The 23,772-nt window shown below is 42.0% G+C and carries 29 protein-coding genes and 1 tRNA gene; 24 read left to right on the top strand and 6 right to left on the bottom strand.

From position 1 onward, the window contains the following. Positions 1-133: 133 nt before the first annotated feature. From bslm_RS12035 to pstB (bslm_RS12015), 5 genes are all read left to right on the top strand, one after another. Positions 134-1,036, top strand: coding sequence for a phosphate ABC transporter substrate-binding protein (locus bslm_RS12035; protein ID WP_015714269.1), 903 nt, complete (start codon positions 134-136; stop codon positions 1,034-1,036). Positions 1,037-1,104: 68 nt separating this feature from the next. Beyond that, complete coding sequence (gene pstC / locus bslm_RS12030) at positions 1,105-2,034, top strand: phosphate ABC transporter permease subunit PstC (RefSeq protein ID WP_014477352.1); 930 nt, start codon at positions 1,105-1,107, stop codon at positions 2,032-2,034. Next, the gene (gene pstA, locus bslm_RS12025) at positions 2,034-2,918 is read left to right on the top strand and encodes a phosphate ABC transporter permease PstA (RefSeq protein ID WP_003230103.1); all 885 of its coding nucleotides are present in this window, start codon (positions 2,034-2,036) and stop codon (positions 2,916-2,918) included. Before pstC ends, pstA begins: the two co-directional genes overlap by 1 nt. 20 nt (positions 2,919-2,938) lie before the next feature. Then, positions 2,939-3,748, top strand: coding sequence for a phosphate ABC transporter ATP-binding protein PstB (gene pstB, locus bslm_RS12020; RefSeq protein ID WP_015384102.1), 810 nt, complete (start codon positions 2,939-2,941; stop codon positions 3,746-3,748). A gap of 10 nt (positions 3,749-3,758) precedes the next feature. Then, positions 3,759-4,541, top strand: coding sequence for a phosphate ABC transporter ATP-binding protein PstB (gene pstB / locus bslm_RS12015; RefSeq protein WP_014480273.1), 783 nt, complete (start codon positions 3,759-3,761; stop codon positions 4,539-4,541). A gap of 28 nt (positions 4,542-4,569) precedes the next feature. On the opposite strand, the gene bslm_RS12010 is transcribed toward pstB (bslm_RS12015), so the two are convergent. Continuing rightward, entirely contained in the window at positions 4,570-5,034 is a 465-nt protein-coding gene (locus bslm_RS12010) for an endolytic transglycosylase MltG (RefSeq protein WP_014480272.1), read from the bottom strand. Beyond that, positions 5,031-5,384, bottom strand: coding sequence for a hypothetical protein (locus bslm_RS12005; RefSeq protein ID WP_014477348.1), 354 nt, complete (start codon positions 5,382-5,384; stop codon positions 5,031-5,033). Before bslm_RS12005 ends, bslm_RS12010 begins: the two co-directional genes overlap by 4 nt. A 179-nt stretch (positions 5,385-5,563) precedes the next feature. Between bslm_RS12005 and bslm_RS12000 the strand changes: the two genes are divergently transcribed. The 12 genes from bslm_RS12000 to bslm_RS11955 all read left to right on the top strand — a co-directional run bounded on the left by bslm_RS12000 (position 5,564) and on the right by bslm_RS11955 (position 15,831). Further along, positions 5,564-6,034, top strand: coding sequence for a hypothetical protein (locus bslm_RS12000; RefSeq protein WP_009967744.1), 471 nt, complete (start codon positions 5,564-5,566; stop codon positions 6,032-6,034). Continuing rightward, complete coding sequence (locus tag bslm_RS11995) at positions 6,031-7,110, top strand: glycosyltransferase family 4 protein (protein WP_029726711.1); 1,080 nt, start codon at positions 6,031-6,033, stop codon at positions 7,108-7,110. The genes bslm_RS12000 and bslm_RS11995 overlap by 4 nt, the downstream gene beginning before the upstream one ends. 83 nt (positions 7,111-7,193) lie before the next feature. Next, entirely contained in the window at positions 7,194-7,343 is a 150-nt protein-coding gene (rpmG, locus tag bslm_RS20825; protein ID WP_003153056.1) for a 50S ribosomal protein L33, read from the top strand. An 84-nt stretch (positions 7,344-7,427) separates the two neighbouring features. Further along, entirely contained in the window at positions 7,428-7,991 is a 564-nt protein-coding gene (locus bslm_RS11990; protein ID WP_046381184.1) for a 5-formyltetrahydrofolate cyclo-ligase, read from the top strand. A 66-nt stretch (positions 7,992-8,057) separates the two neighbouring features. Continuing rightward, on the top strand, positions 8,058-8,231 hold the full coding sequence (locus bslm_RS20820) for a hypothetical protein (RefSeq protein ID WP_003230126.1): 174 nt from the start codon (positions 8,058-8,060) through the stop codon (positions 8,229-8,231). Positions 8,232-8,320: 89 nt separating this feature from the next. Continuing rightward, positions 8,321-9,844, top strand: a complete 1,524-nt coding sequence (gene yqgP, locus bslm_RS11985; RefSeq protein WP_046381183.1) for a rhomboid protease YqgP — start codon at positions 8,321-8,323, stop codon at positions 9,842-9,844. A 109-nt stretch (positions 9,845-9,953) separates the two neighbouring features. Beyond that, a complete protein-coding gene (locus bslm_RS11980) occupies positions 9,954-10,169 on the top strand; it encodes a YqgQ family protein (RefSeq protein ID WP_004399107.1) in 216 nt (71 codons plus the stop codon). 10 nt (positions 10,170-10,179) lie between these two features. Further along, complete coding sequence (gene glcK, locus bslm_RS11975) at positions 10,180-11,145, top strand: glucose kinase GlcK (RefSeq protein WP_003230132.1); 966 nt, start codon at positions 10,180-10,182, stop codon at positions 11,143-11,145. Between the two features lie 116 nt (positions 11,146-11,261). Beyond that, entirely contained in the window at positions 11,262-13,178 is a 1,917-nt protein-coding gene (locus tag bslm_RS11970) for an LTA synthase family protein (RefSeq protein ID WP_046381182.1), read from the top strand. An 82-nt stretch (positions 13,179-13,260) separates the two neighbouring features. Next, positions 13,261-14,391, top strand: a complete 1,131-nt coding sequence (locus bslm_RS11965) for a M14 family metallopeptidase (RefSeq protein ID WP_010886566.1) — start codon at positions 13,261-13,263, stop codon at positions 14,389-14,391. 67 nt (positions 14,392-14,458) lie between these two features. Further along, on the top strand, positions 14,459-15,514 hold the full coding sequence (locus bslm_RS11960; RefSeq protein ID WP_004399100.1) for a YqgU-like beta propeller domain-containing protein: 1,056 nt from the start codon (positions 14,459-14,461) through the stop codon (positions 15,512-15,514). 2 nt (positions 15,515-15,516) lie between these two features. After that, positions 15,517-15,831 (top strand): MTH1187 family thiamine-binding protein, encoded by a 315-nt coding sequence (locus bslm_RS11955; RefSeq protein ID WP_003230139.1) that lies wholly within the window; start codon positions 15,517-15,519, stop codon positions 15,829-15,831. Between the two features lie 31 nt (positions 15,832-15,862). Here bslm_RS11955 and bslm_RS20815 read toward each other — a convergent pair whose 3' ends face one another. Then, complete coding sequence (locus bslm_RS20815; protein ID WP_003230141.1) at positions 15,863-16,036, bottom strand: DUF2759 domain-containing protein; 174 nt, start codon at positions 16,034-16,036, stop codon at positions 15,863-15,865. A 156-nt stretch (positions 16,037-16,192) separates the two neighbouring features. Here bslm_RS20815 and bslm_RS11945 point away from each other — a divergent pair, with 156 nt between their 5' ends. Continuing rightward, on the top strand, positions 16,193-16,828 hold the full coding sequence (locus bslm_RS11945) for an MBL fold metallo-hydrolase (protein WP_046381181.1): 636 nt from the start codon (positions 16,193-16,195) through the stop codon (positions 16,826-16,828). Positions 16,829-16,867: 39 nt separating this feature from the next. On the opposite strand, the gene bslm_RS11940 is transcribed toward bslm_RS11945, so the two are convergent. Continuing rightward, a complete protein-coding gene (locus bslm_RS11940) occupies positions 16,868-17,113 on the bottom strand; it encodes a DUF2626 domain-containing protein (RefSeq protein WP_003226300.1) in 246 nt (81 codons plus the stop codon). Between the two features lie 231 nt (positions 17,114-17,344). On the opposite strand from bslm_RS11940, the gene mgsR reads away from it, so the two are divergent. Next, positions 17,345-17,725 carry a transcriptional regulator MgsR gene (mgsR, locus tag bslm_RS11935; protein ID WP_003230147.1) on the top strand — a complete coding sequence of 127 codons (381 nt, stop codon included), beginning with the start codon at positions 17,345-17,347 and terminating at the stop codon, positions 17,723-17,725. A gap of 66 nt (positions 17,726-17,791) precedes the next feature. Here the strand turns inward: mgsR and bslm_RS11930 are convergent. Continuing rightward, a tRNA-Gln gene (locus tag bslm_RS11930) sits at positions 17,792-17,862 on the bottom strand. An 86-nt stretch (positions 17,863-17,948) separates the two neighbouring features. Here bslm_RS11930 and rsbRD point away from each other — a divergent pair. Beyond that, the gene (gene rsbRD, locus bslm_RS11925) at positions 17,949-18,785 is read left to right on the top strand and encodes an RsbT co-antagonist protein RsbRD (protein ID WP_046381180.1); all 837 of its coding nucleotides are present in this window, start codon (positions 17,949-17,951) and stop codon (positions 18,783-18,785) included. 52 nt (positions 18,786-18,837) lie between these two features. Here the strand turns inward: rsbRD and bslm_RS11920 are convergent, their stop codons facing one another. Further along, positions 18,838-20,166 carry a hemolysin family protein gene (locus bslm_RS11920; RefSeq protein WP_003230150.1) on the bottom strand — a complete coding sequence of 443 codons (1,329 nt, stop codon included), beginning with the start codon at positions 20,164-20,166 and terminating at the stop codon, positions 18,838-18,840. 142 nt (positions 20,167-20,308) lie between these two features. Between bslm_RS11920 and corA the strand changes: the two genes are divergently transcribed. The 4 genes from corA to comGB all read left to right on the top strand — a co-directional run bounded on the left by corA (position 20,309) and on the right by comGB (position 23,767). Beyond that, positions 20,309-21,262 carry a magnesium transporter CorA gene (corA, locus tag bslm_RS11915; RefSeq protein ID WP_004399136.1) on the top strand — a complete coding sequence of 318 codons (954 nt, stop codon included), beginning with the start codon at positions 20,309-20,311 and terminating at the stop codon, positions 21,260-21,262. Between the two features lies 1 nt (position 21,263). Then, positions 21,264-21,461, top strand: coding sequence for a CBS domain-containing protein (locus bslm_RS11910; RefSeq protein WP_014480259.1), 198 nt, complete (start codon positions 21,264-21,266; stop codon positions 21,459-21,461). Between the two features lie 211 nt (positions 21,462-21,672). Next, positions 21,673-22,743, top strand: a complete 1,071-nt coding sequence (gene comGA / locus bslm_RS11905; protein WP_004399124.1) for a competence protein ComGA — start codon at positions 21,673-21,675, stop codon at positions 22,741-22,743. Beyond that, positions 22,730-23,767, top strand: coding sequence for a comG operon protein ComGB (comGB, locus tag bslm_RS11900; protein ID WP_029317912.1), 1,038 nt, complete (start codon positions 22,730-22,732; stop codon positions 23,765-23,767). Before comGA ends, comGB begins: the two co-directional genes overlap by 14 nt. Positions 23,768-23,772: the final 5 nt, after the last annotated feature.

Here is a 23,772-nt window from a genome sequence, read left to right as displayed (position 1 = left end):
GGGCGTTTTTTTTATACAAAAAAACGCACTGATTTACAAAACCTTAACATTCGGTTCAAACCCTTTTTACATAGAACCTTTACTCTATACGTGTAGGACAAATTACACATTATACGCAGGGGGAATTCAGGAAATGAAAAAAAACAAATTGGTGCTTATGCTTCTGATGGCTGCTTTTATGATGATTGCAGCTGCATGCGGAAATGCAGGAGAAAGTAAAAAATCGAATAGCGATTCTGCAAAAGGAGAAGAAAAGGCATCAGGTTCTTTAACCATTTCTGGTTCATCGGCAATGCAGCCACTAGTACTTGCAGCCGCGGAAAAATTTATGGAAGAAAACCCTGATGCTGATATACAGGTACAAGCTGGCGGTTCTGGAACAGGGCTTTCTCAAGTCTCTGAAGGAGCTGTTCAGATCGGGAATTCAGACGTTTTTGCTGAAGAAAAAGAAGGCATCGATGCAAAAGCGCTTGTCGATCATCAAGTCGCTGTAGTTGGTATGGCAGCAGCTGTAAACCCTGATGCTGGTGTAAAGGATATTTCAAAAGATGAATTGAAAAAAATCTTCACTGGCAAAATCAAAAACTGGAAAGAGCTCGGCGGCAAAGACCAAAAGATTACACTTGTAAACCGCCCTGATTCTTCCGGCACACGTGCTACATTTGTGAAATATGCGCTTGACGGAGCGGAGCCTGCAGAAGGCATTACTGAAGATTCCTCCAACACGGTGAAAAAGATCATTGCTGATACTCCGGGAGCGATTGGATATCTTGCATTCTCATATTTAACAGATGACAAAGTAACTGCTCTATCTATTGACGGTGTTAAACCTGAAGCGAAAAATGTAGCAACTGGCGAGTATCCGATCTGGGCTTATCAGCATTCTTATACAAAAGGTGAAGCGACAGGTTTAGCTAAAGAATTTCTTGATTATCTAAAGAGTGAAGACATTCAAAAAAGCATTGTTACTGACCAAGGCTACATTCCGGTTACTGATATGAAAGTGACACGCGATGCCAAAGGGAAGCAAAGCTGATCTTAATAAAAAGAGGAGTGCGGGGACAACCGTTTCTCCTCTTAACACATTCATAGGAGTGTAAAACAATGATAAACAATAGAGAAAATATGTCTGTGAGCGAGCGTTTAATCAGCTCAAGGCAAAATCGGCAATTGGATGAAGTTCGGGGAAGAATGATTGTGACAGCATGTGCGCTGATTATGATTGCGGCATCTGTTGCAATCACCATTTTCCTCGGCGTGAAGGGGCTGCAATCTTTTCTTGTAAATGGTGTAAGCCCAATTGAATTCTTAACGAGCTTAAATTGGAATCCTACAGATAGTGATCCGAAATACGGAGTGCTGCCATTTATTTTTGGCTCATTTGCAGTAACGATTCTTTCTGCTCTAATCGCTGCGCCGCTTGGCATTGCAGGTGCGATTTTTATGACAGAGATTGCCCCGAATTGGGGAAAGAAAGTGCTGCAGCCGGTGATTGAGCTTTTAGTCGGTATTCCATCTGTTGTTTATGGATTCATAGGTCTTACAGTATTGGTGCCGTTTATCGCCCAGTTCAAATCGAGCGGAACAGGGCACAGTTTATTGGCGGGAACGATTGTCCTTTCCGTTATGATTCTGCCGACGATCACATCGATTTCTGCTGATGCAATGGCTTCTCTTCCGAAGAGTTTACGAGAGGGTTCTTACGCGCTTGGTGCGACAAGATGGCAGACGATCAGAAAAGTACTTGTGCCTGCAGCTTTTCCAACATTGATGACAGCTGTTGTGTTAGGCATGGCACGGGCGTTCGGTGAAGCTTTGGCTGTTCAGATGGTCATTGGAAATACAAGAGTATTGCCGGAAAGCCTGTTTGACACTGCGGGAACGCTGACAACGATCATCACGCTGAATATGGGCCACACCACATACGGAAGTGTTGAAAACAATACGCTGTGGTCAATGGGGCTTGTGCTTCTGGTGATGTCATTCTTGTTCATCCTGCTTATTCGCTACTTGTCATCTAGGAGGAAAGTGTAATGAACCGCAAAATAACAGATAAACTGGCGACCGGAATGTTTGGTTTGTGTGCAGCCATTATCGCTGCCATTTTAGTAGGTTTGTTTTCCTATATTATTATAAACGGTGTTTCTCAGCTCAGTTTTCAATTTATTACAACAAAATCGAGCGCCATTGCAGCTGGAGGAGGCATACGAGATCAGCTGTTTAACTCCTTTTATATTTTGTTTATTACAATGCTGATTACAATCCCGCTCGGTGTGGGCGGCGGAGTCTTCATGGCTGAATACGCGCCTAATAACAAAGTAACTGACTTCATCAGAACATGTATAGAGGTGCTTTCATCTCTTCCGTCTATTGTCATTGGGATGTTTGGATTATTGATGTTTGTCAACTTAACAGGCTGGGGATATACGATCATAGGCGGGGCGCTTGCGTTAACTGTTTTTAACCTTCCTGTCATGGTGCGTGTGACAGAAGACGCGATCCGTTCAGTCCCTAAAGATCTGAAGGAAGCCTCTCTCGCTTTAGGTGTATCACGCTGGCATACCGTAAAAACAGTTTTAATTCCAAGTGCGATTCCTTCTATCATCACAGGAGCAATTTTAGCGTCAGGAAGGGTGTTCGGGGAAGCGGCCGCATTATTATTTACGGCAGGCCTGACAACACCGCGTCTTAATTTTACGGAGTGGAACCCGTTTTCGGAAACATCACCGCTTAATATTTTCAGGCCCGCTGAAACACTTGCGGTCCACATTTGGAACGTCAATACACAAGGAATGATTCCGGATGCTGAAGCGATTGCCAACGGTGGTTCTGCCGTGCTGGTGATTTCTGTTCTTGTGTTTAATCTCGCGGCGAGATGGCTTGGCACGATGATCTACAAAAAGCTTACGGCAAATTAGAACGGAAAGAGGCGAAAAACATGTCTGAACAAATGGTAAAAGAAAAACCTGAGCGAGCTGTTATTGTTCCGAAGCAGAATCACGTGCTTGAGGTCAAAGATCTGTCTATTTTTTACGGAAATAAACAAGCCGTTCATCATGTAAACATGGATATTGAAAAAAATGCGGTGACTGCTTTAATTGGGCCGTCGGGATGCGGAAAATCTACTTTTTTGAGAAATATTAACCGAATGAACGATTTAATTCCATCTGCAAGAGCGGAAGGTGAAATCCTTTATGAAGGATTAAATATATTGGGCGGCAATATTAACGTTGTCAGCTTGAGAAGAGAAATCGGAATGGTTTTTCAAAAACCAAATCCATTTCCGAAATCGATCTATGCGAATATCACACATGCATTGAAATATGCCGGAGAGCGGAATAAAGCTGTTTTAGATGAAATTGTGGAAGAAAGTTTAACAAAAGCGGCCCTCTGGGATGAGGTGAAGGATCGTTTACATTCATCCGCACTCTCGTTATCCGGCGGCCAGCAGCAGCGTTTATGCATCGCGAGAACACTTGCGATGAAGCCGGCTGTTCTTCTGCTTGATGAACCAGCTTCAGCGCTTGATCCGATTTCAAATGCGAAAATAGAGGAATTAATTACAGGATTGAAAAGAGAATACTCAATTATTATTGTCACGCACAATATGCAGCAGGCTCTGCGGGTTTCTGACCGGACGGCATTCTTTTTAAACGGCGAGCTTGTAGAATACGGACAGACCGAACAGATTTTCACGAGTCCGAAAAAGCAAAAGACAGAGGATTATATTAACGGGAAATTCGGATAGGAGGGCGGCAATGAGTATTGCTACCGAAGCTGTAATGAAACAGGAAGTCTATCAAGTCAATGGAATGAACTTATGGTATGGACAGCATCATGCTTTAAAAAATATCAATTTGAGCATTTATGAAAATGAGGTTACGGCGATTATCGGTCCATCCGGATGCGGGAAATCGACCTTTATCAAGACATTGAATTTAATGATTCAAATGACGCCAAATGTAAAGCTTGCAGGTGAGCTGAACTATAATGGCAGCAATATTTTAAAGGATAAAGTGGACATCGTGGATTTACGGAAAAATATCGGCATGGTATTCCAAAAAGGGAATCCGTTTCCGCAATCTATTTTTGATAATGTGGCTTACGGACCGAGAGTCCACGGCACCAAAAATAAGAAGAAGCTTCAGGAAATTGTGGAAAAGTCATTAAAAGACGTGGCGTTATGGGATGAGGTGAAGGATCGATTGCATACGTCCGCTCTTTCGCTGTCAGGGGGCCAGCAGCAGCGTCTTTGCATCGCCAGAGCACTTGCGACCAATCCTGATATTTTGCTGATGGATGAACCGACATCTGCACTAGATCCAATCTCAACGAGAAAAATTGAAGAACTCATTCTAGAGCTGAAAAATAAATATACAATTGTCATTGTCACGCATAACATGCAGCAGGCAGCAAGGGTTTCTGATCAAACCGCCTTTTTCTACATGGGCGAGCTTGTTGAATGCGACAATACGAATAAAATGTTCTCTAACCCGAAGGACCAAAGAACGCTCGATTACATTTCAGGAAAGTTTGGATGAAAAAAACAGGCTGAGTCAGCCTGTTTTTTTATCGTGTTAACGTTTTTACGATCTTTTTGAAACTCATGTCTGATTTTACTTTAAACTCGCCGGCACGAATTTCTTTGTGATAGCCGGCATCAATGACATAGTCATTAAAGTCTTGAGCCGAAGAGATAATGCCCTCTTTTTCAAGAATAGCAGATACATCCGCAGTGCTCATGCCATCTTTAATTTTGAGCTTGTACGTTTTGACTTTGTCTGTTTTCGTGTCTGAGCTGCTGTCATCGGTCAACGATTTCTCTTTTGAATCAAGAAGTTTTTGATATTCATCACGGTTCACAGAAACCATTTTTTTAGAATCAAGGTAATTGTTCACGTCTTGTTCAGTTACTGTTTTATTATCTTTTACAGCAGCGGCCTGATCTTCGTCAGTCAGATAAAAAACAGCTGCAAGAACGGCTGTCGCTAAAATGATGCCGCCAGCAAATGCCTGAATGCCCCGTTTTGTCATACGAGCACCTTCTCATTATCTTTGATAATCGTATTCACGTCTTCCACTGATACATGCTCAGCTTTAGCAATCGCTTCAGCTGACATACCGTTATTATATTTAGAAAGTATTTGTTTAGCGATTTTTTGATTGATGTCGCTCTGCTTTGATTTGCGAATGACAAGGTTTGTTTCCAGTAATTCTTCCTCAAGCACTGTCATTTTCTTTTTGAGCTTGTAAATTTCCTGCATCGCAGAAAGCTGCAGTGTTTCGAGCTCCTGTTCTACATCTTTCATCGGGTCTCTTTGAGAATATGAGAATGCAATTAGCGCTATACTGACGATAAACAACGCAATAATAGCAATTTCCACGTTTCATCACCTTCTATTCTTTTTTTATCCTTCTTTTTTATACCATAAAACCAATAGTTTCTAAAGGAATTCGCGAAAAAAACGAGATTTTGTCGAGAAATCTTTCTTTGCTTCTTCTTTATGTAATGGTTTAATAGGAACACGAAGTGAACGATTGGAAAGGAGAATGTTAGGAGTCCATGGATAAACACCCATTTCCCTATAATATACGACATAAGCTTTCCTTTTTTAGGGACACATTCGACATAATCATTCAAAACGCTCACACCTTGACCGTAAGCTGGGAAATCTCGGAAGAAACAATGCGGCTGGCTGAAGCGGTCCTTTTCGAAAAAACGCAGGATATGATAAAAGAATTGCGCATTGTCATCAAAAGAAAAGACATTGAAGCTGTCAGGACAAAACGCACAACGTATGATAAAGGAGAATGGACGATTAGACAGGCGGCTGGTGATGCTGTATATCGGGCTGAATACAGAATTGTGAATTCAATGAATGTCTCTCTCAAGCTTGCCGGTACAGACGACATCTATCTTGATGAAAATGGGATTCGTCATATAAACAGTTTTCAGATTGAAGAAGCGCACACCAGGTGGGAGGCGCAATTTTCTGCATACACCTGTTATGGGAGAGGGGAAAAAGAACGGTGAACATTCTCATGCTTTCACCCGAACATCCCGATGAGCCGAAAAGCGGGCTCGGTGTCCATTTAAACCGCCTCATTTCCTATTTAAACCCTCATATCAACATTACGGTTTGTACTCCGAGCGGGCAGCTGTTTTCGTATGCGAAGTTTGAAGATTACATAGCTGATGCTAACTTTACAATGGTTCGCCATGTGTTATCACACAATAAACGCTTTGATCTGATTCATGCCCATGATGACACAACTGCCCCTGCCGCCCAGTATTTGAAACAACGGCTTGGCCTTCCGCTTGCTGCGACAATCCACGGTCTTGAAAGCGAAAGGAAGAAGGTGTGCCGAGAAGCCCCACACCCATACAGGCTCATGACCGAACGGCTCCTTATAGAATCCGCTGATGCATTGATCGTATTAAGCACATTTATGAAGCGGTCTCTTGATAAGGCGGCACATAAGAAAATAACCGCTATCCCGAGTCCTGCATCTATGGAGAAAGAGAAGGGGAAAATCCCGAGAAGCATGAATAGAAGATTCCTCTTTTCATATGGAAGGTTTGTTCCGGAAAAAGGATTATCGCAGCTGTTAAAGGTGTTTGCCATCTTGAAGCAGCGTCAGCCTGACCTCTATCTAGTGCTGGCTGGGGAGGGGCCGTCTCTGTCCTGCTATGAGAAATTGGCTGCGGCATATAACCTGAAGGATCGCGTCATGTTTCTGCCGTTTCTAAATAGGAAAGATATCAGAACGTTACTGTCTCACTGTGAAATGGCTGTTTTCCCTAGTTCTTATGAACCGTTTGGGCTTGCCGCGCAAGAAAGCATGGAACAAGGTGTGCTGACTGTCGTTTCTCGGTCAGGTGGTTTTTGTGATTATGCGGTTCATGACAAAACGGCAATCATCGCTGATTTTACGCTCGTACAGGAAGCGGCTGATCTGCTGGACAGTTTTTTAAAAGACCGGGAAAAAGCCCGCCGGATAAAAGAAGCTGGCAGACAACAAGTGTTCAAGCTCCACCACCCCCGACTCATTATGTCATCATATTTGCAGCTTTATGAGCGTATCTTCAATAATTCAGCAATTCATTGAAAAACAGCCTAGCATTCCGTCCATTATAGTGGTATTATATATAAGTCTGAATAAGTAAATGATTTTAGTTTGGAGGGAAAATAATGCGCGTTAATATTACTTTGGCTTGCACTGAATGTGGTGAGCGTAACTATATTTCTAAAAAGAACAAACGCAACAATCCAGACCGCGTTGAATTTAAAAAATATTGCCCACGTGATAAAAAATCTACGTTACACCGTGAAACAAAATAACAGCTTTGCTGTTTGAGGTGTAAGAAAAAAGCCAGAGCTTTGAAAAAGGTTCTGGCTTTTTTTCTATTCCGAGGGGGATGAGAGATGAAATCACAATTAAGAAAAAAGACGCTGGAGGCACTGTCTGCTTTATCAAATGAAGATCTGCTTCAAAAAACGGAACGTATGTATAAGTACTTGTTTTCTCTGCCGGAGTGGCAAAATGCCGGCACCATTGCGGTCACCATCTCCAGAGGATTAGAGATACCGACGCGTCCTGTCATTGAGCAGGCTTGGGAAGAAGGGAAACAAGTTTGCATCCCAAAATGCCATCCGGACACGAAGAAAATGCAATTTCGGACATATAAGACCGATGATCAGCTCGAAACCGTTTACGCCGGACTGCTCGAGCCGGTAATTGAAAAAACAAAAGAAGTAAACCCATCACAAATTGACTTGATGATCGTTCCAGGTGTTTGTTTTGATGTTAACGGGTTTAGGGTCGGCTTTGGAGGCGGCTATTATGATCGCTATTTAAGTGAATATGAAGGGGAGACAGTCTCTTTGCTTTTGGAGTGCCAGCTGTTTGCGCACGTACCCCGTTTGCCGCATGACATCCCGGTACATAAGCTGATAACAGAGGATCGGATTATTTCTTGTTTTTCATAACTTTCCTGTCCCTTATTCGAGAATAAATAAGGCAGAATAACAAACCCTATTGGCAGGAGGGATATCATGAAAAAACTTTTGATATATGCCATTTTCGCGGTTTCTGCCGTCATGTTTTATCAAAATCGCTACCGTCTTATGAATACTGTACTCAGCCAGCCAGGAATCAGGCGGTCTTTTATCCATTTGTTTTTAAGAATTCCATTTATCCGCAATAAGTTTATACAGCAAGCTTTCTAAAATCCCGTGAAAAACGGGATTTTTTGCTTTCAGTAGGCGTTTCGGAGCGCCAGCTGTTATAATGAAAAAAAACTATTGGAGCGGTAAACATGTTTTTGCTGGAGTATACATATTGGAAAATTGCGGCGCACCTGGTGAATAGCGGGTATGGCGTCATACAAGCCGGTGAGTCAGATGAAATATGGCTGGAAGCGCCGGACAAGTCCTCTCATGATCTAGTTCGTCTTTATAAGCACGATCTTGATTTCCGTCAAGAAATGGTTAGAGACATCGAAGAGCAGGCCGAACGAGTAGAACGAGTCAGACATCAATTGGGCAGACGAAGGATGAAGCTGCTGAATGTGTTTTTTTCAACGGAAGCCCCTGTTGATGACTGGGAAGAGAGTGCAAAAAAAACTTTTGAGAAGGGAACTGTGTCAGTTGAGCCGGCGATCGTTAGAGGAACGATGCTTCGAGATGATCTTCAAGCGGTTTTTCCATCATTTCGTACAGAAGATTCTTCAGAGGAACACGCTTCGTTTGAAAACGCGCAAATGGCGCGAGAACGCTTCCTTTCGCTAGTGCTGAAACAAGAAGAACAGAGAAAAACTGAAGCGGCGGTTTTTCAAAACGGAAAACCGACTTTTACATATTTATTTATTGCGCTTCAGATCCTGATGTTTTTCTTGCTCGAAATAAACGGAGGCAGCACTAATACGGAGACGCTGGTCGCTTTTGGAGCAAAAGAAAACAGCCTGATTGCACAAGGAGAATGGTGGCGGCTTCTGACACCGATCGTGCTTCACATCGGCATAGCGCATTTAGCTTTTAATACGCTGGCTTTATGGTCGGTTGGTACAGCGGTTGAGCGGATGTATGGATCGGGGAGATTTTTGCTGATTTATCTGGCTGCTGGCATTACGGGTTCGATTGCGAGTTTTGTGTTCAGCCCGTATCCTTCGGCAGGCGCATCAGGAGCCATATTCGGATGCTTAGGCGCATTACTGTATGTTGCTTTGTCTAATCGAAAAATGTTTTTAAGAACCATAGGAACCAATATTATTGTCATTATTATCATCAATCTGGGCTTTGGTTTTGCTGTTTCGAATATTGATAATTCAGGACATATCGGCGGCTTGATTGGCGGCTTTTTCGCTGCAGCGGCATTGGGGTTGCCCAAAGCCAGAGCCTTTGGAAAAAGATTGTTGTCAGCGGTTTTGCTGATTGCTTTGGCTGGCGGATTTTTATATTACGGATTGCATTCGCCTTCACACCAGGAGTCAGCGCTGATTCAGCAGGCAAGCGAGCTGTATCAGGAAGGAAAGTATGAAGAAGTAACAGAATTGCTGAACGGAGAAGCAGCGCAAAAAGATGCCTCTGCCGATCTTTTGAAAATTCTTGCTGTATCTGATATTAAAATCGGCGAATATGATCAGGCGGTTTTCCATTTGGAACGAGCAGTGAAAAAAGAACCTAAAGACCATGCCTCATATTACTATTTAGCCTTATTGTATGCGGAAAAAAATGAGCTTGCACAAGCAGAAAAGGCCATCAGGCTGGCTTTAAAATTGGAGCCGAAGGAGCAGCGCTACAAGGAGCTGCAGCAACAAATTGAAAACAATAAAGAATCATAAAGGTGGAATACGGAAAGGAGGCTGGCTTTTTTGTCAGCGTTTTCTTCTTGACTGACCGCTTCCTTATGAATACGCTTATGATAGTTAAGTTCAAGAAATGGTGAGGAAAATGAATACATTTTATGATGTGCAGCAGCTGTTAAAAACGTTTGGCCACATTGTTTATTTTGGAGACAGAGAGCTTGAAATTGAGTTTATGCTGGATGAATTAAAGGAATTATACATGAACCACATGATTGAAAAGGAGCAATGGGCCAGAGCGGCAGCTGTCCTTCGAAAAGAATTGGAACAAACAAAAAACGGAAGAGATTTCTATAAAGGCTAAGGTGATAAAAATGGACGAGATATGGTTTGCGGGCATTGACCTGGGAGGAACGACGATTAAACTCGCTTTTATTAATCAATATGGCGAAATTCAGCACAAGTGGGAAGTTCCGACTGATAAAACCGGCGACACGATTACTGTCACAATTGCAAAAACTATCGACAGCAAGCTGGATGAGCTGCAAAAACCGAAGCACATCATCAAATACATCGGAATGGGTGCACCAGGCCCTGTAGATATGGCGGCAGGAGTGGTTTATGAAACAGTAAATCTAGGGTGGAAAAATTATGCTTTGAAAAACCATCTGGAGACAGAAACCGGCATCCCAGCTGTTATAGAAAATGACGCGAATATTGCTGCGCTCGGGGAAATGTGGAAGGGAGCGGGTGATGGCGCAAAAGACGTCATTCTCGTGACGCTTGGCACAGGAGTTGGCGGCGGCATCATTGCAAATGGTGAAATTGTACATGGCATAAATGGCGCCGGCGGAGAAATCGGCCATATTTGCAGCATCCCTGAAGGCGGAGCGCCCTGCAACTGCGGCAAAACGGGCTGTATCGAAACAATTGCGTCAGCAACCGGAATTGTAAGAATTGCAAAAGAAAAAATAGCAAATGCTAAAAAGACGACACGTTTAAAAGCAACCGAACAATTGTCAGCGCGGGATGTGTTTGAAGCGGCGGGTGAAAATGATGAAATTGCCCTTGAGGTGGTTGATTATGTAGCCAAGCACCTTGGTTTGGTGCTCGGAAATTTGGCAAGCTCGCTTAATCCATCCAAAATCGTTCTTGGCGGCGGCGTATCGAGAGCCGGAGAACTGCTGAGATCAAAAGTCGAGAAAACATTCCGCAAATGCGCGTTTCCGCGGGCAGCCCAAGCTGCTGATATTTCAATCGCAGCACTTGGAAATGATGCCGGCGTTATCGGAGGCGCTTGGATCGCTAAAAATGAATGGCTGAAACATCAAAATTGTTAAAATTGTGTAAATGAAATTGATTTTTTGTTGTGCTCAGGTTAAGATTTAATTTGATGTGTTAATGAGAATGTTGGGAATAGACTGATTTTTTTGAGCGTGCTGCATAGGAGGTTGAAATGCGAAAAACGTTTTTTTCGAAGATTTCATTTATGCTGATTGCCATTTTATTGATGTGGCTGAAAACGTATGCTGTTTACAAAACCAGTTTTCATATTAAAATCGACAATCTAACACAGGAATTTATTCTGTTTATCAACCCATTGAGTTTTTTGTTGCTTATTTTTGGCCTCAGCCTGTTTTTAAAAGGCAAAAACAGAAATCGCTACATTATCGCGATGAGCTGTCTTGTCACGTTTGTATTGCTGGCAAATATGGTTTTTTACCGTTTTTACAATGATTTCTTAACAATCCCTGTTCTTTTTCAAACGAGCAATATGGGTGATCTCGGAAGCAGCATCGGAACACTTCTTGAGCCGACAGACCTCCTATTAGCTGTAGATATTGCGGTTTTAATATGGCTTCACATCCGGCAAAAAGCTTTTCAATCGGACATTCCCTCATCGAAAAATGAACGGGCGGCTTATTTTTTGTTCGTTGCTTCTGTTTATTTCTTCAACCTGGGCTTGTCTGAGGCGGAAAGACCTCAGCTATTGACACGCTCATTTGACAGAGAAATGCTTGTTAAAAACATTAGCCTGTTTAATTTTCATATTTACGATGGCGTTCTTCAGTCAAAGCAATCCGCACAGAGAGCGTTGGCAGACAGCAACAGCCTGACGGAGATTGAAAACTACGTAACCGCTAATGCGAAGGATGCCAACAAACGCTTATTCGGCGCTGCAAAAGGAAGGAACGTCATTCTCGTATCCTTAGAGTCGACGCAAAGCTTCGTGATTAATGAAAAATTGAATGGAGAAGAAATCACGCCTTTTCTGAATGACTTTATAAAACAGAGCTACAACTTTAATAATGTTTACCACCAAACAGGCCAAGGGAAAACCTCGGATTCTGAATTTATCGTGGACAATTCACTGTATCCGCTTGGACGAGGTGCCGTATTTTTTACGAATGCGGGCAATCAATATATGGCCGCTCCTGAAATTTTGAAAAACAGCGGATACTATTCAGCGGTGCTCCACGCTAATAATAAGAGCTTTTGGAATCGTGATTTAATGTACGACTCATTTGGATATGATTCGTTTTTTGATATTAACTCGTATGATGTAACTGACGAAAATTCAGTCGGCTGGGGACTTAAGGATAAAGAATTTTTTGAGCAGTCTTCAGAGCTGATGAAAAATCTGCCTCAGCCGTTTTACTCGAGGCTGATTACACTGACGAACCACTTCCCGTTTGATCTTGATGAAGAGGATCAACTGATTGATGAATATGATTCAAGCAGCCAGACGCTAAATAAATATTTTCCGACAGTGCGTTATCAGGATGAGGCGCTGAAACGGTTTATCGAAAAGCTGAAGGAAGACGGATTATACGACAACTCTGTTATTGTATTATATGGTGACCATTATGGTATATCAGAAAACCATAATGAAGCGATGGGGCAGTTTTTAGGAAAAGAAATAACCCCATTTGAAGAGGTACAGCTCCAAAAAGTGCCGCTGGTCATTCATATTCCGGGTATTACTGATAAAAAGCCGCAAACCATTGAAACAGTAGGCGGGCAGATTGATATCAGGCCGACGCTGATGAATCTTTTAGGGATTGATACGAAAGATCAAATTCAATTCGGCAACGATCTGCTTTCAGACGAAAAACTGGACTTCACGGTGCTCCGGGACGGGAGCTTTATCACAGATCAGGTTGTTTATACAGACGGTGCGTGTTATGACAAAGAGACGGGAAAACCGTTAGAAGAGACAAAACAATGTGAAGCATTTGCTGATAAAGCAAAACAGGAGCTATCACTTTCTGATGAAATCATTTATGGGGATTTGTTGCGATTTTATGACCAGAAAAGGCTGGACAATTCGTCAAAGCGGAAAGAAAAACAAATGCTTGATCAGGCATCATAATCACAATGTCTCCCGCATCGAAGTGAGCGGGAGGCTTTCTTTTTTTAAATACGCTGTCATATAGTAACAAAAAAGGGGGATGATGATGGCGTTTATTACGGTGAAACCTGAGATCAAGAACAATTTGGCCAATGTGGCGAAAGAACTGAAGATAGACGAGGAATTGCTTAAAAGTGCAAATCGCTCCGCACAAAAACATCAATTGTATTGCCCTGGTTATGTGATAGAGGAGCATAGCGGCAAAGAGCTTCAAACCATTCAGGACATAAAGCGCTTTTTACAGCCTCGGCAGCTGAAACTTTCAGATAGCTGGATTGAGCAAGAGAAAATCTATGATGATTCAGCTGTTGAAAAGGAAATAAAGAAGATTATTGATGTTTTTCCGTTTGTCTCATGCCGGGAAATTGGCCGTTCTGTACTCGGCAGGCCTATCTGGGAGCTGAAGGCTGGTGGGGAGCATGCCGTAAAAAAGGTCCATATGAACGCGTCATTTCATGCGAATGAGTGGATTACAACGTCTGTCCTGCTAAAATGGTTTAAGGAATACTGTATGTCATTATGCTGCAATTCGCCTTTCTTTGGCTTTTCTCCCATAAAGCTGTTTAACAGCACATCCTTATCCCTCGTTCCTCTTGTCAATCCGGATGGCGTTGATCTTGTTTTAAACGGATCAGAAGTCATGGGAGCCAGAAGAGATGAACTCGAAAGGCTAAATGAACATCGTCCAAATTTTAATGAATGGAAGGCGAATATAAACGGGGTTGATTTAAATAAACAATTTCCATCATTATGGGAAATTGAAAAATACCGAAAACCGACAGCACCCAGCTACCGCGATTTTCCGGGAATCTCTCCGCTTACGGAGCCGGAATCTATTGCGATGTACCGGCTGATCACGGAGAATCCGCCTGACAGACTGCTGGCTCTTCATACTCAAGGAGAAGAAATTTATTGGGGCTATAAAGGCCTTGAGCCTGAGGAATCTGCTGCCGTCATAAAGGAGTTTGAGGAGTTAAGCGGGAACATTTATAAGGGAGTAAGGGATATAGACAGCTATGCTGGATTTCGTGATTGGTTTATTCACCATTATTTTAAGGAAGGGTATACGGTGGAACTTGGAAAAGGCCAAAATCCTTTGCCGTTTCAGCAGTTTTCACACATATATAACGCCACAAGCGGTATCTTGTGGAGGGCGTTATTTTTTCATGAGTAACTGAAACTTTTTCTTTTTTCTGCCGAAGCAAATATGAGAGAATAAAGATGATCGGAGGGGAATGCTGATGAGATCAGTTTGTTTTATTCTGCTGGCGGTATTGCTGTTTAGTTTATCGGCATGCGAACCATCTCATCAGCAGCAAAAACAGGCATCGGCGGCAAAAGATGAGAAAAAAGACATCATACCGCTTTCCGCGGAAAAAGCGGATGGGGCGGAAGGCTGGCTGAATAACAGCACAATATTATATACTGCGTCTAATCCGACGAAAACAGAGCTTTTTGCGTACCGCATCTTTACAGGCAAAGCGAAAAAGCTCTATCAAACGGATGGTCAAATCGTTGATGTTCAAATCAATGCGAGGGAGCAGATGATTCTGCTGCAAATCACACATAGCCAAAAGACGGCAGTGGTTTTGCTTAATGCAGAAGGAGAGACGCTTTACGAAAAAGATTACGAAACGTATGAGCTTGAAGCTGCTTGGAATCAGTATGATCCTTATCAAATGATGGTGACGGAATTCAATGAAAACTGGGATTTCCATACATATCAGGTGAATGCTAAAAAAGACGAATCTTTCTTAAGCCCAGTACAGGTTCCGTTCATTCATTGGACATCCAAAAATACATTTGATTATGTAAAAGAGGGTAGAGACGATAAAACAGGGCCTTTATATACGTTCGATACAGCTTCTAAGACGGAACAGAAGCTTGAGGATAACGTTCTATTCTTCGATTCTTTCCATCAAATGAGTTTTACTGTCAAATCAGCTTCCGGAGGAAAAGGGACGTATCAGTTTAAAACGCCGCAATCAACATCACCTGTTACAGCGAAATGGCCGCTCCAAGCGAAATATACAAGTTTGGCTCCAATGGAGTATGACTATGATGAAGCAGGAGGCCTGTTTTATACATTCAAACAAAGCGGCGATGCATATAAGCTCGCAGCAATCAATGTAGCATCGGGAGAGACAAAAGATCTTGTGTCTCTGCGGGAAATGGAGCCGATTCAAATATCTCCGAACGGGAAATATGCGTTATACGGCTTTCATTTTGAGCAAATTATTTTATTGAAATCACATGAAACGAAGCAACTCATCATTGATCAAAAGGAGATGGAATAACGATGGCTATCGCAGATGTAACCATTATCCCAATCGGTACGGAAACACCCAGTGTCAGTGCTTACGTAGCCGATGTGCAAAAGATATTAGAAGGATATCAAGCAGAAGGGAAAATCAAATATCAGCTGACACCGATGAATACGCTGATCGAGGGAGAACTCAGTGACCTTTTTGCAGTTATTCAGGCAATTCACGAAGCGCCATTTCAAAAAGGATTGCACAGAGTGGCAACGAATATCCGTATCGATGACAGGCGTGACAAAAAAACGACGCTTGAGAGCAAAATAGAAAGTGTCAATAAACATTTACAGCCATAAAAATAAACCTGTATCCGATCGGATACAGGTTTTAATGTGCGGTTGGATACCCGCTGTTTATTACGGTCATCACGGTAAACCATCCAAAGACAAATAAGGTGGCACCGGCTAATAAAAACCCGAGTATATTTTTATTTCTAACAGAACGCAAGACTCCCCATAAAGCGAAAAGAGCGACAAGGCCGAAAATCACGACAAGTAACATAACACAGCCCCCTTTACATTGAAAAACCTGCAATTCTTTCCAGTTTTATTCTACCTGTTTTTTATAGGTTTGTCGATAGCGTTTTCATTGCGATTGTTTGAATCTTTTTTCAAAAACCCTCATAATAAGAGCATAAAAAAGAAAGAGGTGATAATAGTGAAATGGAGACGAATGCCAGTAGGGCCGATTCAAGCGAACGCATATTTTCTCATCAGTGATGATCAATGTCTGATTTTTGATCCGGGCGGCGAGGGACATAAAATCAATCAATACATAAAAGAAAAAGGGCTGACGCCTTTAGCCATTTTGCTTACACATGCCCATTTTGACCATATTGGGGCGCTTGATGAAGTGAGAGAAAAATGGGATATCCCTGTTTACCTGCATCAAAATGAAAAAAATTGGCTTGCGGACGCTTCTTTAAACGGCTCCGGCATGCTGCGAGGGATAGAAGTCACAGCTAAGCCTGCAGATCATCTAATTGAAGGCGACGGTGAGTTGAATATCGGGCCGTTTCATTTGGAAACATTATTTACGCCGGGACATTCACCAGGCAGTGTGTCTTACTACGTGAAAGATGCAGACTTGGTCATTTCCGGAGATGTCTTGTTCCAAGGCGGTATAGGACGTACGGATTTAATAGGCGGCAATCAAGAGACGCTGCTGACGTCCATTCATGAAAAACTGCTTACGCTTCCGGAACACACGCTGGTGTTAAGCGGCCATGGACCTGAAACAAACGTACTGACTGAGCAGGACCAAAATCCGTTTTTAAATGGGTTTTCATTGTAAAAAAAGAGACAAACCGATAAGGTTTGTCTCTTTCTGCATTTAATGGCCTCCGCCGCCGGGCACCATAATAAAAATTGAGTAATATGTAAAGCCGGCGAAGAAAATCGTTAAATAAGCGCCAAAAATATAAATATACATGCGTTCGGTTAAGTTCAAATACGATAGAAACACAAATAAGATCGTCTGTCCAAAAAATAAAAGGGAAGCATCTTTCATATCACCTAAATAAAACATGACTGCAAAAATTCCCGTCCAAAATCCTAACACCCGGAACATGCGATTCATTTTTATCCCCTCCCGAGAGTCCCTCTGACTGTTATTATAATGGATCACACCTAGAAATGTAAACATTTTCATTATTAATATACAAATGGAATTTGTCCCTTTGATTGTGTTTTCTATTGTATGAATGTTTTTAAAAAAATAATCCGAAAAAAGTTCTGTAAATGGTTTAAATGAAAAATGATCCGGGTAGTTATTCTACAAAGAGATGGTTAACTGAGGAGGAAAAAACGAATGGAACAACAATTAACTTTTTACTCATATCCAAGCTGCACGTCATGCCGAAAAACAAAACATTGGCTTAAAGCACATCAAATTGAATTTAACGAACGGCACTTATTCAGAGAAACCCCGACAAGAGAAGAATTAAAGTACATTTTATCGTTAACGACAGAAGGAATTGATGAAATTTTGGCGACAAGAAGCCAGACTTTCAAAAATTTAAATTTAAACATTGAAGAAATGACGGTAAATGAGGTGCTGGAACTTTTAATCGAGAAGCCGAAGCTTTTGCGACGCCCGATTCTAGTAGACAACAAAAAGCTGGTGATTGGTTATAACCCGGGAGAACTGTTGAAGTTATCGAAGAAGAAAACGGTTCATCAATCTGCATGATGAAAAACCGAAGATCCGCTGATTTATTCGAATCAGCTTGTCTTCGGTTTTTCACCTGTTCAGAAACTGGGCTAGCTGGATTCGAACCAACGATCACGGAGTCAAAGTCCATTGCCTTACCGCTTGGCTATAGCCCATTGAATCTAAACATAGTATGTGTAAAGGCAGACGCGTTATACATATATAGCGTACATTTTTCAAAAACAGGAGGTAGCTCATTAAGATGATAGCTCTTGATCAGCACTTAACAGAGCACAAAGAAGATATCACACAACAATGGCTGGAAGTTTGTACATCAACAGGCAGCTGGCTGTATTCAGCGAAAGATCAGCAAAAACTAGAACAAAAGTTAAAAGACCAGCATGAATTATTGGTGACCATCGTAGCAAAATCCCTTAGAAAAGAAGACGTAGAGGATGAGCTCAACCGGTGGTCTCTTCAATGCGCCAGAGACCGTGCCGTTCATGAAGTGACGGTTACACAAAGTGTCGGCCAGTTTAACACTTTCAGGCACATCATGTTTGAATGGATTCATAAATTCAGCGAAGCTTCTTCTCAAGACATCAGCATTCAGGAATTTTATGAGTGGAGCCGGATCTTGAATCAAAACATTGATGAGATCATCGAAGTGTTTACGGGAGAATATCACCAGGTGACCATGATACAATTAAACGCGCAAAAAGAAATGATTAATGAATTGAGTGCGCCGATTATGCCGATTACTGATGGAATTGGGATTCTTCCGCTTGTCGGTGAAATTGATACGCACAGAGCGAGGACGATTTTGGAGTCTGTGCTGGAGCAGTGCTCAGCGTTAAAGCTCTCGTATTTATTTTTAGATATTTCGGGCGTTCCTATCGTTGATACCATGGTAGCCTATCAAATTTTTAAAGTGATTGACAGCACCAAATTGCTCGGCATTGAGACGATTATTTCAGGAATCAGGCCGGAAATTGCCCAAACTGTCGTGAAGCTGGGTCTGGATTTTTCGAATGTGAAAACCGAGCAAAGTCTTGCTAAAGCCCTGGCCAATAAAGGGTTTAAAATAAAAGAGTGTTGATGCCTTTGCCATGTTTATCTTGAAAGATAGCAGCTGAATAGCCTTTCACGGGCTATTCAGCTTTTTTAACTTCTATAAATAAAATGTGATGGCTGTTGATGTCTTTTACCTTAAAAGAGTAGCCATCATATTCTATGGTACTTTCAGGCTCAGCGTCTATGTTTTGTGTCAAAAACCAGCCGCCCAAGGTGTCTACTTCTGCGTCCGATAAATCGGTTCCAAGCAGGCTGTTAACATCGCTGATTAATAATTTTGCATTTAACAAGTAATGATCCTTTCCAAGTTCGCGGATATGAGGCACTTCATCCGCATCAAATTCATCACGGATTTCTCCTACAATTTCCTCGATAATATCCTCGACAGTGACCAAACCGGACGTCCCGCCATATTCATCTATGAGGATCGCCATATGAGTGCGTTCCTTTTGCATTTTCAGCAATAGTTTATAAATAGGAATCGTCTCAATGACATGGATAACGGGCTGTACGAAAGGTTCAATTTGATGCTTCTTGATTGAAAAATCTTTCGTCAGCATGGAAAACAGCACTTCTTTCATATTAATCACGCCAATAACGTTATCTTTATCCTCTCTTACAACTGGGTACCGTGTATATTTTGTTTGCTTGACTGTTTCCTGAAGATTTGAAATGGAGTCTTCATCTAGTGACAAACTGACCATTTCATTTCGCGGCACCATAATTTCCTTTGCCATTCGTTTATCAAAGGTGAAGATATTATTCATGTACTTTAATTCACTTTTTCTAATCTCGCCGCTTTTATAGCTTTCAGCCAATAGGACCCGAAGTTCTTCCTCTGTATATGCCAGCTCGTGCTCTGATGCCGGCTTCAGTCCAAACACTCCTGTAATCAATCGGGCAGAGTGGTTCAACAGCCAAATGAATGGAAACATGATCTTATAAAACCAAATAAGCGGTTTAGCGAACAACAAGGTAATGCTTTCTGCTTTTTGAATGGCGAAACTCTTTGGAGCCAGCTCCCCGATAACGACATTTAAATACGTAACCGCTAAAAATGCGATGACGAGTGAAAGCAGGTGGGTAAGCGATTCATTTAAGCCTGCTTTATGAAAAAGCGGTCGAAGCAGAGTTTGCACAGTCGGTTCCCCAAGCCATCCCAGTCCTAAGGCTGCGACTGTGATGCCCAGCTGACAGGCTGATAAATATTCATCAAGGTGAGTGATGACATGCTTTGCCGCTTTAGCACCTTTCTTTCCTTTTGCGACAAGCTGATCAATTTTGGATCGCCGCACTTTTACGATTGAAAATTCTACGGCAACAAAAAATCCTGTTAACAAAATGAGAATAGCGACTGCTAGTAAATTGACAAATTCCAAAACAACTGCCTTCTCCAAGGAAGGCATGCACCTCCCTTTTCCGATGTCTTTCTACATTCCATACCACCTGAAAATGCTCATAAAACATGTGTTGAAGCGGCAGACTGGTTTAGTGACGCGGTTATTGGGCAATTAAAGAATAAAGAACAAAAGTTTGGAGGAGCTTGACATGAAGGCACATACGGGAAAGGATTGGTTTTGGTACCAAATGGGGCCTCAAGAAAGAAGTAAGGCAAGGGATCTAATCCATTTTTCTCACTGGCCTCAGTGTGAAAAGTGGTTTGAAAATAACCATCACGTTAATTTTTTACGAGTAGATACAACTGAAACGGAAAATGAAGCGGTATTTGGGTCGATTGTTTATGATCAGGGGCTTGGTGAAGAAAAAGATCATACTGTTTTTCACTTTTATATCACCAGACAATATTTTTTTACAATCAACTTTGATTTTTCGATTTTGAGAGAGATTAAAGGAAAAGAAGTTGTTCGGCAAATGGAAAGAGCGGACAATGCGATAGAGGGGTTTTTAATTCTTCTCGGCGAACTAATGAATGCGTATTTAATCGGTGTTGATGAATTTGAAGTAAAGCTGAGAAAGCTCAGATGGCAAATTAAAGACGACAATAGCAAAAGCATTTTAAACCGCGTCCATCTCCTGCGCCATGAACTGATGATTTGGAAAAATTTGATATTAAGCGCTAAAAAAATTGAAATGGCGTTGAAAGAAACCTTTTTACCTCAAAATGAAGGGAAAAAGGATTATCAGCGGACACAACTGAAGATTGACAGGGGATTTACATACATCAGCGAATTTGAAGGGGAGCTTAACAATCTGCTGCATTCAGAGGAAGTCATTACCTCACATAGGGGGAATGAAATTGTAAAAGCGCTGACCATTTTCACGACGCTTTTTACGCCGATTACAGCTCTGGGTGCCTTATGGGGGATGAACTTTTCAGTGATGCCGGAACTGAATTGGAAATACGGATATCTCTTTTCCCTCTTATTGATTGTCACATCTACAGTTCTGATCTATCTCTATTTGAGGAAAAAAGGCTGGACGGGAGATATGCTGCAGGAGCGGAAGAAGAAAAAGAAACCTCGAAAAAGGCGGACTCTATAGGATGTTTCATATTTTGTACAGCGTGCCCCGTTTTTTCACCAGTCATATCAGGGTGACCGGATACGATGTCAAGGCGCTTATGGCAGAGCATCAAATCCGCCGTTTACCGATTCTTGAATATGGCCAAATTGCCGGTATTGTTGCATTAGGCGACCTTTCCGTTGAGAAAGATACTGGTCAAAAAGCGAAAACAGCATAATGAAAATGGAATCTAGCAGGCATGGTGACCATGTCTGCTTTTTTATTTATAGGGAAAATTATAATGACAGGGGTACATTCAGTTGAAAGTCTTTTTCTTGCCAGAAAGAAGGGATTTTTCAGCATATAACGTCTCACAAAATCACGTTTTCCCTGTTTGATTACCGCTCCTTCTTTTTCTACAATACGCATTGAAAGGAGAGGGAATCAAATTGGATTCAATAGAAAAGGTAAGCAAAAACTTGATTGAAGAAGCATATCTAACAAAGGCTTCTGATATTCACATTGTGCCGAGGGAGCGGGACGCTATCATTCATTTTCGGGTCGATCATGCCTTGCTGAAAAAAAGGGACATGAAAAAAGAAGAGTGCGTAAGGCTGATTTCACATTTTAAATTTCTTTCAGCAATGGATATAGGTGAAAGGCGAAAGCCGCAAAACGGTTCGCTTACGTTAAAGCTGAAAGAGGGAAATGTTCATTTAAGAATGTCAACGCTGCCCACAATTAATGAAGAAAGCCTCGTGATCAGAGTGATGCCCCAATACAATATCCCTTCGATTGATAAATTGTCGCTATTTCCGAAGACAGGAGCCACATTACTCTCGTTTTTAAAACATTCCCATGGCATGCTCATTTTTACCGGGCCAACTGGTTCAGGGAAGACTACCACACTATACTCTCTCGTTCAATATGCAAAAAAACACTTTAATCGAAATATTGTCACATTAGAGGACCCTGTTGAAACAAGGGACGAAGATGTTCTTCAGGTTCAGGTGAATGAAAAAGCCGGTGTAACTTATTCCGCAGGTCTGAAAGCAATTTTGCGCCATGACCCCGATATGATTATTTTAGGTGAGATCAGAGACGCGGAAACAGCTGAAATTGCGGTGCGGGCAGCGATGACGGGACATCTGGTACTAACGAGCCTTCATACGAGAGACGCAAAGGGCGCAATTTACAGACTGCTTGAATTCGGTATCAATATGAATGAAATTGAACAGACTGTCATTGCAATAGCGGCTCAGCGCTTGGTTGATTTGGCTTGCCCGTTTTGTGAAAACGGATGTTCATCAGTGTATTGTCGCCAGTCACGAAATACCAGGAGAGCTAGCGTTTATGAGCTTCTTTACGGGAAAAATCTTCAGCAATGTATCCAGGAGGCAAAAGGAAATCATGCAAATTACCAATATCAAACGCTTCGTCAAATTATCAGGAAAGGAATTGCGCTCGGCTATTTAACGACAAACAACTATGACCGGTGGGTTTATCATGAAAAAGATTAGAAAAGTCTGGTCGTTAAAGGATCAAGCCAGGTTATTAAAGAGGCTCGGTGAAATGACTGCGGGCGGATATACGCTTCTGGATGGATTACGCCTGATGGAACTTCAGATGAATAAGAGGCAGGCGGCTGACTTGACTGGTTCGGTCACTTGTTTGAGGGAAGGGGCTCCGTTTTATCAAGTACTAAAGAGTTTGTCATTTCATAAGGAAGCCGTAGGTATTTGTTATTTTGCTGAAACACATGGTGAACTGCCTGCTTCCATGATCCAGAGCGGAGAGCTGCTGGAACGAAAAATTGCACAGGCAGACCAGCTGAAAAGAGTGCTGCGCTATCCGCTTTTCCTCATCTTTACGGTCGCTGTCATGTTTTATATGTTACAGTCCATCATCATTCCTCAGTTTTCCGGTATCTATCAATCGATGAATATGGAAACCTCACGTTCAACCGATATGCTTTTTGCTTTTTTTCAGCATATTGATCTTGTGATCATTTTGCTTGTTCTTTTTACAGCAGGTATCGGGATTTATTATTGGCTTGTGTTTAAGAAAAAATCACCTGCCCGGCAAATGCTGATTTGTATCAGGATTCCTTTGGTTGGAAAGCTTGTAAAGCTGTTTAACAGCTACTTTTTTTCTTTGCAGCTAAGCAGCCTTTTAAAATCAGGCCTCTCAATTTATGACAGCCTTAATGCATTTAAACATCAAACGTTTCTCCCTTTCTACCGCTGCGAGGCTGAACAATTGATTGAACGGCTAAAAGCCGGTGAGTCAATTGAATCCGCTATTTGTGGAAGCCCTTTTTATGAAACTGATTTATCAAAAGTCATATCTCACGGCCAGCTGAGCGGCCGATTGGATCGGGAGCTTTTCACATACAGCCAATTCATATTACAGCGCCTGGAACACAAAGCGCAAAAATGGACAGGCATCCTTCAGCCAATGATTTATGGATTTGTTGCAGCGATGATCTTACTTGTGTATTTATCTATGCTTGTGCCTATGTATCAGATGATGAATCAAATGTGAAAGGA

This window comes from Bacillus sp. LM 4-2 (assembly GCF_000978495.1).
Lineage (GTDB): Bacteria > Bacillota > Bacilli > Bacillales > Bacillaceae > Bacillus > Bacillus subtilis.
This window is presented reverse-complemented; position numbering and strand designations above follow the sequence as displayed.

What these genes read in the sequence shown, in the direction of transcription:
- corA (WP_004399136.1), top strand. Translation starts at nt 20,309, where the DNA reads ATGAAGGCACATACGGGAAAGGATTGGTTTTGGTACCAAATGGGGCCT.
- bslm_RS11920 (WP_003230150.1), bottom strand. Translation starts at nt 20,166, where the DNA reads ATGCCTTCCTTGGAGAAGGCAGTTGTTTTGGAATTTGTCAATTTACTA.
- rpmG (WP_003153056.1), top strand. Translation starts at nt 7,194, where the DNA reads ATGCGCGTTAATATTACTTTGGCTTGCACTGAATGTGGTGAGCGTAAC.
- bslm_RS11980 (WP_004399107.1), top strand. Translation starts at nt 9,954, where the DNA reads ATGAATACATTTTATGATGTGCAGCAGCTGTTAAAAACGTTTGGCCAC.
- bslm_RS11940 (WP_003226300.1), bottom strand. Translation starts at nt 17,113, where the DNA reads ATGAATCGCATGTTCCGGGTGTTAGGATTTTGGACGGGAATTTTTGCA.
- pstB (WP_014480273.1), top strand. Translation starts at nt 3,759, where the DNA reads ATGAGTATTGCTACCGAAGCTGTAATGAAACAGGAAGTCTATCAAGTC.
- bslm_RS11965 (WP_010886566.1), top strand. Translation starts at nt 13,261, where the DNA reads ATGATGGCGTTTATTACGGTGAAACCTGAGATCAAGAACAATTTGGCC.
- pstA (WP_003230103.1), top strand. Translation starts at nt 2,034, where the DNA reads ATGAACCGCAAAATAACAGATAAACTGGCGACCGGAATGTTTGGTTTG.
- bslm_RS12010 (WP_014480272.1), bottom strand. Translation starts at nt 5,034, where the DNA reads ATGACAAAACGGGGCATTCAGGCATTTGCTGGCGGCATCATTTTAGCG.
- yqgP (WP_046381183.1), top strand. Translation starts at nt 8,321, where the DNA reads ATGTTTTTGCTGGAGTATACATATTGGAAAATTGCGGCGCACCTGGTG.
- bslm_RS20820 (WP_003230126.1), top strand. Translation starts at nt 8,058, where the DNA reads ATGAAAAAACTTTTGATATATGCCATTTTCGCGGTTTCTGCCGTCATG.
- pstC (WP_014477352.1), top strand. Translation starts at nt 1,105, where the DNA reads ATGATAAACAATAGAGAAAATATGTCTGTGAGCGAGCGTTTAATCAGC.
- comGB (WP_029317912.1), top strand. Translation starts at nt 22,730, where the DNA reads ATGAAAAAGATTAGAAAAGTCTGGTCGTTAAAGGATCAAGCCAGGTTA.
- pstB (WP_015384102.1), top strand. Translation starts at nt 2,939, where the DNA reads ATGTCTGAACAAATGGTAAAAGAAAAACCTGAGCGAGCTGTTATTGTT.
- bslm_RS11990 (WP_046381184.1), top strand. Translation starts at nt 7,428, where the DNA reads ATGAAATCACAATTAAGAAAAAAGACGCTGGAGGCACTGTCTGCTTTA.
- bslm_RS11955 (WP_003230139.1), top strand. Translation starts at nt 15,517, where the DNA reads ATGGCTATCGCAGATGTAACCATTATCCCAATCGGTACGGAAACACCC.
- bslm_RS12000 (WP_009967744.1), top strand. Translation starts at nt 5,564, where the DNA reads ATGGATAAACACCCATTTCCCTATAATATACGACATAAGCTTTCCTTT.
- bslm_RS11960 (WP_004399100.1), top strand. Translation starts at nt 14,459, where the DNA reads ATGAGATCAGTTTGTTTTATTCTGCTGGCGGTATTGCTGTTTAGTTTA.
- bslm_RS11970 (WP_046381182.1), top strand. Translation starts at nt 11,262, where the DNA reads ATGCGAAAAACGTTTTTTTCGAAGATTTCATTTATGCTGATTGCCATT.
- bslm_RS11910 (WP_014480259.1), top strand. Translation starts at nt 21,264, where the DNA reads ATGTTTCATATTTTGTACAGCGTGCCCCGTTTTTTCACCAGTCATATC.
- rsbRD (WP_046381180.1), top strand. Translation starts at nt 17,949, where the DNA reads ATGATAGCTCTTGATCAGCACTTAACAGAGCACAAAGAAGATATCACA.
- bslm_RS20815 (WP_003230141.1), bottom strand. Translation starts at nt 16,036, where the DNA reads ATGTTACTTGTCGTGATTTTCGGCCTTGTCGCTCTTTTCGCTTTATGG.
- mgsR (WP_003230147.1), top strand. Translation starts at nt 17,345, where the DNA reads ATGGAACAACAATTAACTTTTTACTCATATCCAAGCTGCACGTCATGC.
- bslm_RS12035 (WP_015714269.1), top strand. Translation starts at nt 134, where the DNA reads ATGAAAAAAAACAAATTGGTGCTTATGCTTCTGATGGCTGCTTTTATG.
- glcK (WP_003230132.1), top strand. Translation starts at nt 10,180, where the DNA reads ATGGACGAGATATGGTTTGCGGGCATTGACCTGGGAGGAACGACGATT.